Genomic DNA, 13,291 nt, shown 5'->3' with positions numbered 1-13,291 from the left:
GATTCGCGAGGCAGGGCGGTGCGAGCGACTCTGTCAAGAGGGCGCCCGGTGCCTGACATCAGCGGCTGACACCAACGGCTGCGTACGGAGCCGGATCAGGGCGGACCACGGCGGCCGGCACTGAGCCGATATGCTGCGAGGCATCAAGCTCATCGGGGTGCCTTGATCGACCTGATAAGGATGAGGCCACAGGTTCAAATCCTGTTAGCCCCACCAGCGAGAAGACCCCCAGTCGGTAGCGGCTGGGGGTCTTCGACGTTCACGGGGATGTCCATGCCGGGCATCAGGTGATGTCCATGGGTGATGCCCATGGCGGGCGTCAAGGGAAACGCCCGGCCGCTGGCGACGGGGGATGCGCCAGCGGCCGGGCTGTGGCCAAGGCTAACAAGGCCGGGTGCGTGGCGGGAGACATTCACTGATCGCACGGCGGTTCGTACGAGAGACGCGGCAGGTACTCGTGCCACTTCTCCTTGGTCAGCACGCCCCGGGTGGTCGAGCAGATGCGGTCGATGGCGTCGTCCACATCCAGGTTCCACAGCCGGACGGTGTCCGTACCGCTGGACACCCCGAGCATGAGATGCACGGGGCTGAAGGACAGGAAACCGCCGGTCTTGGCGTTGGGGTTCATCGACTCCCCGACGGGAGCGGCTTCACCGGGTGTGTGGACGTCCCAGAGCCGTACCGTGTTGTCGTTGGAGCCGCTCGCCAGGGTGCCGCCGTCCCGGCTGAACGTCAGCGACACCACCGAGTCGGTGTGTCCGGCGAGGGTGGAACCCGCCCGGGCCGGTCCGTCGGGGCCGCCGCCGGTGTCCCAGAGCCGTACCGTGCCGTCGTCGCTGCCGCTGGCGAGCGTGTGGCCGTCCGGACTGTAGGCGAGCGCGTTGACGGGGCCCAGGTGCCCTGTACGGGGCGTGCCGAGGGGAGCGGCGTGGCCGGGGTCCGCCACGTCCCAGAGCCGTACCGTGTCGTCCGCGCTGCCGCTGGCGAGCGTGTGGCCGTCCGGGCTGAAGGCGAGGGTGTTGACGTACCCCGTGTGGCCGGTGAGCGGCTTGCCGAGCGGGCGGGGGCGGGCGGGGTCGGCGGTGTCCCACAGCTGGATGGTGCGGTCCTCGTAGGCCGTGGCCAGCGTGCGGCCGTCGGGGCTGAACGCCAGCGTGTCGGGGCCCGCGTAACGGGTGCGCAGCGCCACGGGTGTCCGGTGGGCGGAGGGCCGGGCCGGGTCCGTGACGTTCCACAGGCGTACCTCGCGGTTTCCCGTCAGCACGGCGAGTGTGTCGCCGTCCGGGGAGAAGACGAGCGACCGTATGTCACCCTTTCCCGGTTCGAAGGGCGCGCCCAGTGACACGGGCCGGCCGGGGTTCGTCACGTTCCACAGCCGCACCCTTCCGTCACGCGACGCCGTGGCCAGTACCTGTCCGTCCGGGCGGAACGCTCCGACGCGGCCGGTCATGTCCGATGCCGGTATCGACCACAGACGGACCTTGCTGTCGCCGCTGCCGGTGGCGAGGGTGCGTCCGTCGGGGCTGAACCCCAGGGCGTACATCTCCCCGCTGCTTCCGGCGAGGGGAACGCCGATCTGCGACGGGTAGGCGGGGACACTGACGTTCCAGAGGCTCGCCGTGCTGTCCGCGCTGCTCGCGGCGAGCATGTCGCCGTCGGGGCTGAAGGCCACCGACCAAATGGGGCCGGTGTGGCCGGTCAGCGGTGAGCCGATCCGCGTCGCGTCCCGCGGGTCGGCCACGTCCCAGAGCCGTACGGTGTCGTCCGCGCTGCCACTGGCGAGGGTGCGGCCGTCGGGGCTGAAGGCCACGGAGTGCACCAGGCCGGTGTGGCCGGTCAGCGGTGAGCCGATCCCTGTCGCGTTCCGCGGGTCGGCCACGTCCCAGAGCCGTACGGTGTCGTCGTCGCCCCCGGCTGCCAGTGTCCGGCCGTCGGGGCTGAACGCCACCGAGCGCACCGCCGCGGTGGGGCCCGTCAGGGTGTCGAGCTGCTTCGGCCGGTGGGGGTCGGCCACGCTCCACAGCCGTACGGCGTGGTCGTCGTGGGCGGAGGCCAGGGTGCGGCCGTCCGGGCTGAACGCGAGCAGGTAGACGGTGCCGCCGTGACCGTGCAGGGGAGCACCGAGCGGGCGCGGGTGACGCGGGTCGCGTACGTCCCACAGCCGGATCGAGCCGTCGTCCGAGGCGCTGGCCAGGGTCGTGCCGTCCGGGCTGAACACCGCCGAGCTCACCCAGCTCGTGTGGCCGGTGAGGGGCTCGCCCAGCGGCTGCGGACGCGCGGGGTCCGACACGTCCCAGAGGCGGACGGTCCGGTCGTAGCTGGCCGTCGCCAGGACCTGTCCGTCGGGGCTGAAGGAGGTGAGGTACACGGCACCCGTGTGCCCGAGCAGCGGCGTGGCCAGCGGCGCGTTCACGATCGAGAGCAGCCGGTTGCGCACATCCTCGTCGTCCGGGCGCAGGCGGTGCGCCGCCAGGTCGAGCTGGGCCGACAGCGACGGGTCCGTGTACTGCACCCGGTCCGCTTCGGCGACCACCTGCTCGAACACCGCGTCGTTGCGCTGCTGCCAGGCGATCACCGCGGAACCGACCGCCACGAGCGCCAGGACGACCAGCGCGGACACCGCGGCACGGCTGATCAGGACGGTGCGCCTGCGCGACCTGAGCGCGGCGGCCAGGAACTCCACCGCGCTCCGGGTCAGGAAGGTGCCGTCATCCGACTCCGCCCAGCTGTGGGCCTGTTCCAGGCGGGAGCCCCGGTAGAGCAGCGAGGCGTCCCGGTCCGACTCCTCCCAGGCCCGGCCGTCCTCCTCCAGACGCTGGCGCAGCAGGTTGCCGGTGCGGTCCTCGTCGATCCAGTCGCGCAGCCGCGGCCAGGCGTGGAGCAGCGCCTCGTGGGTGATCTCCACGGTGTCCGCGTCGAGTGTCACCAGCCGGGCGCGCACCAGTGCTTCGAGCGACTCCTCCGTCTTGCCGGGGTCCCTCGACTCCTGGGCCAGCCGGCGCCGCGCGCCCCGTCTGCGGGTGGCCTGGGTGTCCTCGCTCAGCCGGACCAGCCTGAGCAGGAGCAGCCGTGCGGCCGTGCGCGCCGCCGGGTCGAGGCCCGACCAGGCCCGCTCGGCGGTCGCCGCCACCGCTCCCTGGATCCCGCCGGCCGCGCGGTAGCCGGCCAGCGTCAGCCGGCCCGCCTTGCGGCGCTGCCAGGTGGCGAGCAGGGCGTGGGAGAGCAGGGGCAGCACGCCCGCGTCGTGCGACCCGCGCGGGCCGTCGGTGCTCACCTCACGGATGATCAGTTCTGCCAGCCCCGGTTCGAGTTCCATGCCGACGGCCTTGGCCGGGCCGGTCACCGCTTCGCGTAGTTCCGCCGTGGTCAGTGGCCCGAGCACCATGTGCCGGTGCTGCAGGGCGTCGGCCAGCTCGGGGTAGCGCAGGCACTGCTCGTAGAAGTCCGCGCGTACGCCGAGGGCGACGAGCACGGGTGCCGGGTCCTCCGCGTCGCCGGGTGCGCAGATGGCCTGGAGGAGCTGGACGAACGCGCGCCGGTCCGACTCGTCGGTGCAGAGGGTGAAGACCTCCTCGAACTGGTCCACGATGACGACCGGGCGGGCCACCGCGGCCGTGCCCGCGGGCGCCTCCGCCGTTTCCCCCGTCGTCTCCCTCGCCGTTTCCTCCGTCGTCTCCTTCGTCGACTCCTCCGATGCCGTCGTGCCCGCGCGGGCCCATGCCGCGAAGGCCTCTCTGGCCGCCCGCGCGATGTCCGGAGCGCCCGGCTGCTCCGCCGCCGCGCCCTCCGCGGTGGAGGCGGTGGAGGCGGTGGTGGTGGAGGGGACGGTGGAGGCGATGACGGGCGCGAGGCCGGGGATCCGGCGGGCCAGTTCCCCGAGCGGGTCGCCTCCCGGTACGAGCTGGAGTACGTGCCTCGGCCGACCGGCTCCGTCGCCCTCGGCGTCCCCGTCGTCCAGTGCGCCGTTGCGCAGGGCGGGAACCAGGCCGGCGTTCAGCAGAGACGACTTCCCGGCTCCCGAGGCGCCTACGAGCATGACCAGGCCCCCCGTGTCCTGGGCCGCGCGGAGCTGGGCGACGAGGGCGTCCGTGCTCCGCCTCCGCCCGAAGAACCAGCCGGCGTCCTGCTGACGGTACGCGGCCAGCCCGCGGTAGGGGCAGACACCGCCGGGACCGGGCGGGGACCCGGCCGGGAGGCGTTCCTCGTCCGAGAGGGGCGGCACGGGCCGTTCGCCGGTCGGGTCGGCCACCGCGCGCTCCCACAGGAGCTGCCACTGGGCCAGGTCGTACAGGCCCGGGGAGACCGGTACGGGTCGCGCGCGCCGCGCCTGGGGGATGAGGACGTGCAGCACCGCCGCGAGGGCGGGGAACTGGGCGGGCACGTTCCTGCCCCGCCGCCAGTCGCTGATCCGTTGAGCGGAGACCCGTACGGGCCGCCCCCGTTCGTCGACCCGCTGGAGTCGGACGACCGCCTCGGACACGCGTTTCAGGGGAGGGTTGCCGGCCTCCTTGTAGAGCAGTGCGAGACGTTCTGCGAAGGCCGTGCGTGCCCCTGAGTCGAAACTCAAGGTCTCCACTCCTTACTTCCCCCGCACTTCGGACGTCCGGACCGGAAAACTCACTCTATACGCCTGACCTGCGGGTACGTCAGGGCTGCGGCACCGGAACCTCCCCAGCGGCGACCGTGGATGGCAGGATCACGTCGCAGTGGCGAGTCGGCCGCCCGACACCCTGACAGGTCAGCGGCCCAGCACACGGCGGAGCCACCCGGTGCGGCCGAACGTTCTCGGTCAGCTTTCGGTGGCCCGCCCTCTTCGACCCGGTCCGGTACCGCGTACAACACGCCGCCGGCATGGTTCGGCACCGGTCCCCACGAGGGGAGGGACCGGCGCCGAACGATGCCGGCGGTCGCGGGCGGCGGTCGCGGGCGGCGGTCAGTCCTTGGCGGACGGCCGACGGGCGGGCGGCACCAGCAGGTCGCGTTCGGGGTGCTTCTCGCCGGTGACGCTGCCCTGGATACCGAGGTCGGCCCGGGCTTCCTCGTGGAAGGCGTTGATGGCCCGGAACACCGCCCGGTGCCGCTCGCGCCACTCCTCCAGGCTGCCGGTGATACGGCCCGTGGCCTGCCAGTCGATCTCGGCGAGCACCGCGTTCAGCTCATGCCCGGCCTCGACGGCGTCGTCACCGCCGAGCAGCATGACCCGCTCGAACGCCGATCCCCACCGCCGGCTCGTCTCCGCCAGGTCCTCGTGCAGGTCCTCCTCAGGCCGGTGGTCCTCGCGCAGGCCCTCCCTGGCCTCGTAGAGCCGGACGGCAGCGGCGATCCTCATCTTCGAGGCGTCCACGTACTCCCCGTACGCGTCGACCTTCTTGTCGTCCCAGCGCGTCAGTGACTGGTGCCGGTTTCTGCTCCGCTCCATCAAGTGGTTCGTGACGTGTGTGGTCAGTGCGCCGAGCAGCACGGCCGCGATCGTCACGAGTTGCTCGCCGGTCCCCAAACCGTCCCCCAGTCACAACTCCGCAAGATGCTGGATGATCTTACGTTCATCGGACCAACAGGCAAGCGGGCACGGCGGATTCAGCGCGGTGATCCGCGGGCAGGCAGGTCCTGATGGTTCCGATTCGACCGCCGCTGGAGTGTGTATGAGGATCTCCGTCGACCCCGAGCAGTGTTACGGCTCCGGCGACTGCGTCCACCGGGCGCCGTCCGTCTTCACCAAGGTGGACGGTCTGGGCGCCGTGATACCCGGACGGGAGAACGATGTCGACGCACCACGGGTGCGCGAGGCGGCCGAGGGATGCCCCTCCGCCGCGATCACCATCACGGGGGAGCACTGAGCACCCGGGGGGAAATGAGGATCCCGGCGCCCCGGGCCCCGGTCACGCACGGCAGCGGGAGTGCCTACGTGCGGCCCGGCCCGGGGTGTACGGGAAGGCGGCCCGGTCCGGCCGCGGTCACCGGGCGGCGGGGCAGCCGCCCCTCGTCGCGACGGATCGAGAGGCGTCCGCGTCGGATCGAGAGGCGTTCGTATGACGGACCGTGCTTCTGAACTGCTCGTCACGCTCGCCCGCGGGTACGTGAGACGGGCCCCCGGCTCCCTGTTCAAGGGGACGATCGCCGGGCGATACCTGAATCCCCGCCTGCGCGACCACCCTCGTCGGCGGGTGGTCGACGCCGGGTTCGGGGCCAGGTTCGCCGTCGACACCCGCGACCTGATCCAGCGGTACGTCTACATGTACGGCGCCTGGGAGCCGCACATGATGCGATGGCTCGCGAGTCGGCTCCGGACCGGGGACGTCCTCGTCGACGTCGGCGCGAACCTCGGCTTCCTGAGCGTCTACGGCTCCCGGCTGGTGGGGAGAACGGGCCGGGTGGTGTCCATCGAAGCGTCCCTCGTCTTCCACCGACGGGTGATCCAGCACGCCGGGCTCAACGGGTGCGACAACATCCGGGCGGTCAACGCCGCGGTCTCGGACAGCCACAGGACGGTCACCTTCGTCCTCGCGAGCTCGCGGAACACGGGCGCGAACAGCATCGTGCCGTGGGACGGACCGGCCGAGTCCACCTTCGAGACGGAAGCGCGTCCGCTGCCCGAACTCCTCCGGCCGGACGAGATCGCACGAGCGCGTGTGATCAAGATCGATGTGGAGGGCGCGGAGGGCGGTGTCGTACGCGGGCTCGCCCCGTTGCTCGACGGGCTCCGTCCCGATGCGGAGATCGCCGTGGAGGTGACGCCGGAGCGCATGGAGCTGCTGGGCGATTCCGTCGACGAGTTGCTGAGCACGATGCGCGGGCACGGTTTCCACACCTACCGCTTGGCCAACGACTACGCGCCGGAGAGCTATCCGAGCGCCCTGCGCCGACCCGAACCTCCGGTGCGGTGGCGCGGACCGGTCACAGCCGAGAGCGACCTGGTCTTCTCCCGGGTCGACGCCGAGGTGCTGACGTGACTGTGCCGCTCCCCGGCTGGACACGGTCCGGGCGCCGCGTCGCGCAGTCACGCAGTCGCGCACGCCTCGGGTGCGGCGGCGGGAGGGCTGGTGCGACCAGGTGCGGCGGCGGGTGTCGGCCCGCCGGGCAAGGAGTGCGTGCGGGTGTCGGCCCGCCGGGCAAGGAGTGCGTGCGGGTGTCGGCCCGCCGCGTGCGGGTGCGTGGCCGGCCTGCCGGGCACGGGGCGCGGGTGCTGGTGCCGCCCGGTGCAGTTGCGGGCCCCGCGAGTCTCAGGTCCTCCCGGCCGGAAAACGCCACCCGAAGGACGCCAGCGCCCGTGCCCTGGCCTCCACCACCGCCATCCGGGCGTCCCGTTCGGCGGGGTCCACATGGGCCGCCTGGCCGGTCACCTGGCCCTCCCACTTGCGGTAGAGGAGGCCCACCTCCTCGGAGAACCACCCCCGGCTCACGCAGTTGAGCGCCAGCAGCAGTCCGGTGTCCTCGGACGCGGGCAGGGCCATCCAGCCGCCGAGCGCGAGCAGCAGATCACGCCGTACCAGGAGGGTCGCCGGGTGGACCTGGGCGCGGAACGCGTTGGCCTTCCAGAAGTCGAGCACTTCCCCCCGCTCGATGGGCCCGTGGTCCGGGTCGCCGGGGAAGCCGGCCGTCGAGCCGTCCGGCAGGAGGTCGAGCACCCTGGACGTCGCCCACCCGAGCGTCGGGTCGGCCTCGAGGGCGGCCAGGTCGCGGGCCAGGGCGCCCGGCGGGAGCTGGTCGTCGGCGTCCAGGATCTTCACGTACTCGCCGTCCGCGTGGGACAGGGCGATCGTGCGGGCCACTCCGGGGCCGCCCGGCTGTCCGCGACGCCCCTGCCGGAAGACGATCCGGGGGTCGTCGGGCACGTGCGGCCGTACGTCGTCCGTCCGCCCGTCCTCCTGGATCACCCAGCGCCACTCCCAGCCGTCGGGCAGCTCCTGCGCGCACAACGACGCGTGGGCCTCCGGCAGGAAGGGGGCGGAGGGGCCGTGGACGGCCGTGACGATGATGATGCGCCGGCTCACGGCAGCACTCACCACCTTTCCAGATGAGTGGTGAAGAGGAGCTCCGTGCGGTCACCGGGCAGCACGATGTCGGAGATGTCCACGACGCGGTCGTCGATGTCGTACGAGGTCTTGCGCAGCAGGATGACCGAGGTGCCCGGCGGCAGGTCCAGCGCGGTGGCCTCCTCCGGTGTCGGCGGGCGGGCGGTGAGGCGTTCCTCCACGCGGTCCAGCTCGATGCCCACGGTGTGGAGCTGGTTCTGGGTGCCGCCCGGCCAGGGCTCGTTGGTCTCGTCCAGGAGATCGGGATTGGCGGCGACCATGTCGCGGACGAGGTAGGAGGTGACGAGGCTGAACGGGGCGGACTCGGCCGAGTGCCGCGTCCGGTAGGCGCGTCGGAGGAGCACGGTGCCCTCGGACACGCCGAAGGCCCTCGCCAGTTCCCCGGACGCCTCGGTCTCGCGGTACTCCGCCTGGAAGACGAGGTCGTCGATCCGGAGACCGGTGTCGCGCTCCGTGGCGCCTGTCTCGGCCCGCGTCGCGTGCGGCCGGCGTGCCCGGTCCTTCTCCCACTGGTGCCGGCCGTTCTCCCGGACCGCCGGGATGCGGGGGCGCCGGACGAAGGTGCCGCGGCCGTGCCGCTTGTCGATCAGGCCCTCGTCGCTCAGCAGCCGGAGCGCGTTCTGCACGGTCGGCACGCTGCGCCCGTACCGCTGGGCGAGGTCCGCTTCCGACGGCAGGCGGTCGCCGGGCTTCCGCTCACCCTCGCGGATGGAGCGGCGCAGGGCGTCCGCGATCACCTCGTACGCCTTGGGCACTGGCACTCACCGGTTCCGGTCCGTGGTCGGGCTGTGGGTCCGAGCTGGGCACGACCCGATCACACCCTACGGCTCCTCATGAGGTCTTGATGAGTGGTGCTCCCTGGTGTTCTCCGCACATGGCGGCGGCCCGGCTGCTCTGTCGAGCTGCCGGGCCGTTTCTCGCGTGCGGTGCTGTACGCAGATCGCCGTGTCGTCGGGCTGGACGGGGGCGGCGCGGCGGGAGCCGTGCGCGCCGGGCCGCTCAGCGTTGCAGAGGCGCGGTGTGCTGGGAGGGGGTGTGCTGCCGGGCGGAGGACCCGGCGGGGTCGTCGCACAGGAGGCCGGGGGCCGCGGCGGCACCGGTGAGCGGGCGGTTGCGGCAGCTGGGGGCCTTGCCGTGGGCCTCGGCGCGGATGCGCTGTTTCATCGTGGGGGGCAGGGAGCCGGTACGTGACCAGGACCGGGGGGCCGCCGCCGTGGGTACCGCCTCGGGGGAGGCGCTCTCGGTGTTGCTGTGCGTTCCGGTCTGCGGTACGGCCGCGGAGGCGGTCGTCGTGATGAGTCCGAGCGCCGTGCACAGCGCGAGGAAGGCGGTGACGATGGTTGTCCACAGTGTCAGGACCTTGTTCCGGGCCATGACCCCTCACTTTCGGGTTGGGCGATTTGCGTACTTTCCTCATGATGTGTATGTGGACCGCGAAGTGGTGGACCGACGCCCGTGGCGCGTGGATGTTCAGATCAACACCACCCGGATGGGTGCAAGGGGGGCGAAAAGGTGGCCAGAGGGGAGGTAAGCGACCAAAGTCACCGTCCGTAGAGGTGTGATCACCCTCCGATCGGAACGGCGTGGTCCGCTCCTATCGGGCTCTGACGGCGGTCAGTTGGCCGCCGACACAGGTCACCGATCGGTATCGGCCGGTGTGTATAGTCGGGCGCCAGAGGTCCCCTACGTCAAGGAAAGACGAGGTCGCGCGGTGAAGAAGATTCTCCTGGTCGCACTGGCCGCCATCGGCGGACTCCTCGTGTACCGCCAGATCCAGGCGGATCGCGCCGAGCAGGATCTGTGGACGGAGGCGACTGACTCCGTGCCCACGGGTTCGTGAGTACGACCGACATCCGGTTCTGAGCAGACCCCGGCCGTCATACGGTCGGGGTTTTGTGTTGCCCGGACTCCTTTTGCCCGGACGCCTTTGCCCGGAGGCCTTTGCCCGGACTCCGTTGTCCGGATTCCGCTGCCGGGATTCCGAGCGGGGGGCGCGGAGCACGGGATCGCGGGGCAGGATGGGCCACGAGCCCCTCCGGGTGGCTGCGACAGTGCCGATGAGCTCGAGGGGTGGCGGGTGAGGGGACGGTGGTGTATGGCGTGGGGGCGTGCCGGATCGCGGCGTGACCGATCGGCGACGCCCGCGCGGCCCGCGCCTGCACCCGCGCCCGCGGGGCGCACGCCGGTGCGTGGGACGCCCGGGCGGCCGGTCGTCGCCACCGCCGTACTGGCCCTGACCGCGGCCCTGACCGCCGCCCTGCCCGGCGACGGTGCGGCTCGCGCGGCCGGCGCGCCCGTCGGCTCCGGCTACGCCTTCGCCGAGGACGCCCGGCGGGTCGAGGGCGCGAGCGGCACCTCGGACGCCGCACCGCTGGAACCCGGCGCCACGTACCGCAGCTCCCTGCCGAGAAGCGGCACCCTCTACTACCGCCTCGAACTCGACACCGCCCTCGACACCTACGTCTCCGTCACCGCCGTACCCGGCCCCGGCGGCGAGGTCACCGCGGTGGACGGCATCAGGGTCTCCGTACAGGACGCCGACGGCGGATCCTGCTCCTCGGACAGCGCGACGTTCGGCGCCTCCCACAGCCCCCGCCCGGTCACGGCCTGGGGCATGCGGGAGATCGCCCCAGGCGCGACCCGGTGCCAGGAGCCCGGCACCTACTACGTCACGGTCGAGCGGTCCCGGCCCCAGGACTCCCCGCCGGAGGCCTGGGACCTGGAGCTCACCGCCGTCACCGAACCCCGCCCGGAACGGACCGGTGCGACCACCGCACCCGAGGCCTGGAACTCCGCCTCGCCCGAACCCCTCACCGGCCAGCCGGAACGGCGCCCTGGCGGCAACGGATTCGCCCACGCCACCACCGTCGGACAGGGTGCCTGGCGCGACGACATCCGGCCCGGGCAGACCCTCTTCTACAAGGTGCCGGTCGACTGGGGCCGCCAGCTGTACGCGACCGCCGAACTCGGCGGCTCCGGCCGCCGGTCCGGCTACGCCACCAGCGCACTTCGCCTGGCCCTCCACAACCCCGTGCGCGGCGAGGCCGACGCCGCCGCCAAGGGCTACACCGGCCGTCGCACGACGGTCGGCCTCGCTCCCCTGCCGCCGGTCGCCCACGCCAACCGGTACGCCACCGGCCGGCAGACCAGCGCGATGCGGTTCGCCGGCGCCCACTACCTCGTGGTGCACCTCGCGGCACAGGTGGCCGACGACTTCGGCGAGGGGCCCTTCGCACTGACGCTGCGCGTCCGGCTCGAGGGAACGGCGCAGGCCGGCCCGCAGTACGCGGGAGAGTCCGAGCCGAAGGGCGTCTTCGAGGTCCCGGACGGGGACCGGGGAGCCGCGCCGGAGGACGGGGCCACGGGCGGCGACCTCGCCATGAAGGCGGTGGCCGTCGGCGGGATCGGCACCGGCAGCCTGCTGCTCGTGGGCCTGGGCGTGTGGACGGCGGCGGCACGGCGCAGGGCCGGCACCACCTGACGGAGCCCGGGCTCAGATCCGGGTCAGGGCCCAGAAGCCCACGGCGTAGCAGGCCAGCGCGAGGACCAGGAGCGGCACCGCCACCTTGGCCGGAGGCCCCGGACGGCGTCGCCGCCGTGTCGCCCGGTGCTGCCGACGCCCCTGGGCGGAAGGGGGCCCCTGCGGGGTACGAGTGGTGTACGAGGCGGTGGGCACGTCGGCGCGCTGCCGCGGGGACGGCGGCGGCAGCGCCTGCTCGGGGAGCGGGAGCGGGGGCGGGGGCTGGTACGGGGTCTGGTGCTGCGGTCCGCTCTCTGGAAAGGCCGGTGGCTGTCCGTACGGCTGCGGACCTGGCGCCGGCTGGTAGGTGACGGCCGCCTGCGGGGGCGGCAGACGGAAACTTCCGGTCTCCGACATGGCGGCCGGCCGCGCGGGCCCGTCGGACGACGCCGACGGCGTGCCGTCAGGGACGGGCAGCGTCCTCCCGGAAGCGGATGGGGATGTTCTGTCCGGGCCTGGCGGGCCCCCGCCCGGGGCGGGCGGCGTACGGTCGTGGGCGGGCGGCGTTCCGCCCGGGGGCGACGGTGTTCGGTCCGGGGACCACGTTCCGCCCGGGCTGGACGGCGTACGGCCCGGAGACGCCGACGCTTCGGCCGGATACGCCGACGCTTCGCCCGGAAACGACGGCGTATCTCCCGGGAACGGCGGCGTGCCACCCGGGATCGCCGGTGTCCGGCGCGAATGCGGCGGCGCCAGGTCCGGGACCGGCGGCGTACCGTCCGGGACCGGCGGTGGCAGACTCGGCATCGACGGTGTACCGTCCGGCGCCGCTCCGGGGCCGGACGACTGCCGGGGGTCCGCCGCCGCGTCGTTCACCCCCGACGCCCGTTCCAGTGGCCCGTCGGGCCCGAACCCGGAGGGCAGCGGGCCGACTTGGTCGAAAATCTCGATCAGTTCGTCGTCGGGCCCGGGCTCCGGCAGCAGCTCCGCCGCCGCGGCCAGCGCCTTGCGCGCCCCCGTGGCGGTACGGAACCTCGCCGACGGATCCGGCTGCACCAGTGTCGCCACGACCTGCCACAGCGCCTCGGGGACCCCCCGCGGCGCGGGCGGCGTCCCGTGCTCGGCGAAGTGCTGCACCAGCGCCTTGGTGTCCGGCTTGGCACCCTCCAGCAGATACAGGGCGACCAGGCCCACCGCGAACAGGTCCGCGGGGAAGTCCGGCTCCGCCCCCATCAGCTGCTCCGGCGCGAGATAACCCGGCGTCCCCACCACGAGGTTGGTCTCCGTCAGGCGGGGCTCGCCCAGCCGCATCGAGATGCCGAAGTCGGACAGCCGCAACCGGGGCCGGCCCGTCCCGGTCGCTTCGAGCAGCAGGTTGGCGGGCTTCACGTCCCGGTGCACGACGTCCTCCGCGTGCACCGCCGCCAGACCCGAGAGGAGCTGGTCGAGGAGGGTGCACACGAACGCCGGCGGCAGGGGACCGTAGTCCCCCACCAGGTGGACGAGCGAACCGCCCGTGACCAGATCCATGGTGAACAGGACCTTGTCGTCGTCCGCGGCCCAGCTCGCGGGCGCGAGCACATGGGGATGATCGATCCGCATCGCCTGTTCGCGTACGAACCGCAGCAGCGAGTGCGCGTCCCGCTGCTGGAGCACCTTGGCGGCCACATACCGCCGACGGCGGTGGTCCCAGGCCCGCCAGACGGCACCGACCCCGCCGCGGCCGACCGGATCGACCAGCTCGTACCGTCCGGCGAAGACCTCACCCATGACCGTGTGCCGCCCCTCCCCTCGCGCC

10 protein-coding genes are annotated in these 13,291 nt (G+C 72.9%); 4 read left to right on the top strand and 6 right to left on the bottom strand.

Annotated features, from left to right (window positions below; all coding sequences use genetic code 11):
* Nucleotides 1–412: 412 nt before the first annotated feature.
* Nucleotides 413–4,576, bottom strand: a complete 4,164-nt coding sequence (locus ACP4IX_RS19575; protein WP_426556222.1) for a hypothetical protein — start codon at nt 4,574–4,576, stop codon at nt 413–415.
* Nucleotides 4,577–4,933: 357 nt separating this feature from the next.
* Entirely contained in the window at nt 4,934–5,476 is a 543-nt protein-coding gene (locus tag ACP4IX_RS19570) for a hypothetical protein (RefSeq protein ID WP_426521529.1), read from the bottom strand.
* 166 nt (nt 5,477–5,642) lie between these two features.
* Here ACP4IX_RS19570 and ACP4IX_RS19565 point away from each other — a divergent pair, with 166 nt between their 5' ends.
* Nucleotides 5,643–5,837 carry a ferredoxin gene (locus tag ACP4IX_RS19565; protein WP_426521530.1) on the top strand — a complete coding sequence of 65 codons (195 nt, stop codon included), beginning with the start codon at nt 5,643–5,645 and terminating at the stop codon, nt 5,835–5,837.
* A gap of 192 nt (nt 5,838–6,029) precedes the next feature.
* On the top strand, nt 6,030–6,950 hold the full coding sequence (locus ACP4IX_RS19560; protein ID WP_426556221.1) for an FkbM family methyltransferase: 921 nt from the start codon (nt 6,030–6,032) through the stop codon (nt 6,948–6,950).
* Between the two features lie 270 nt (nt 6,951–7,220).
* On the opposite strand, the gene ACP4IX_RS19555 is transcribed toward ACP4IX_RS19560, so the two are convergent.
* From ACP4IX_RS19555 to ACP4IX_RS19545, 3 genes are all read right to left on the bottom strand, one after another.
* Nucleotides 7,221–7,991 carry a glycosyltransferase family 2 protein gene (locus ACP4IX_RS19555; protein ID WP_426521532.1) on the bottom strand — a complete coding sequence of 257 codons (771 nt, stop codon included), beginning with the start codon at nt 7,989–7,991 and terminating at the stop codon, nt 7,221–7,223.
* A gap of 8 nt (nt 7,992–7,999) precedes the next feature.
* Nucleotides 8,000–8,788 (bottom strand): GntR family transcriptional regulator, encoded by a 789-nt coding sequence (locus ACP4IX_RS19550; RefSeq protein WP_426521586.1) that lies wholly within the window; start codon nt 8,786–8,788, stop codon nt 8,000–8,002.
* Between the two features lie 244 nt (nt 8,789–9,032).
* Nucleotides 9,033–9,407 carry a DUF6344 domain-containing protein gene (locus tag ACP4IX_RS19545; protein WP_426521533.1) on the bottom strand — a complete coding sequence of 125 codons (375 nt, stop codon included), beginning with the start codon at nt 9,405–9,407 and terminating at the stop codon, nt 9,033–9,035.
* A 337-nt stretch (nt 9,408–9,744) separates the two neighbouring features.
* Between ACP4IX_RS19545 and ACP4IX_RS19540 the strand changes: the two genes are divergently transcribed.
* Nucleotides 9,745–9,873 (top strand): DLW-39 family protein, encoded by a 129-nt coding sequence (locus tag ACP4IX_RS19540; protein WP_426521534.1) that lies wholly within the window; start codon nt 9,745–9,747, stop codon nt 9,871–9,873.
* A 345-nt stretch (nt 9,874–10,218) separates the two neighbouring features.
* A complete protein-coding gene (locus ACP4IX_RS19535) occupies nt 10,219–11,514 on the top strand; it encodes a hypothetical protein (protein WP_426521535.1) in 1,296 nt (431 codons plus the stop codon).
* Nucleotides 11,515–11,526: 12 nt separating this feature from the next.
* On the opposite strand, the gene ACP4IX_RS19530 is transcribed toward ACP4IX_RS19535, so the two are convergent.
* The gene (locus tag ACP4IX_RS19530; RefSeq protein ID WP_426556220.1) at nt 11,527–13,263 is read right to left on the bottom strand and encodes a protein kinase domain-containing protein; all 1,737 of its coding nucleotides are present in this window, start codon (nt 13,261–13,263) and stop codon (nt 11,527–11,529) included.
* Nucleotides 13,264–13,291 lie beyond the last annotated feature (28 nt).

It is taken from the genome of Streptomyces sp. WG5 (assembly GCF_049974565.1).
In the GTDB taxonomy this organism is placed as follows: Bacteria; Actinomycetota; Actinomycetes; order Streptomycetales; family Streptomycetaceae; genus Streptomyces.
This window is presented reverse-complemented; position numbering and strand designations above follow the sequence as displayed.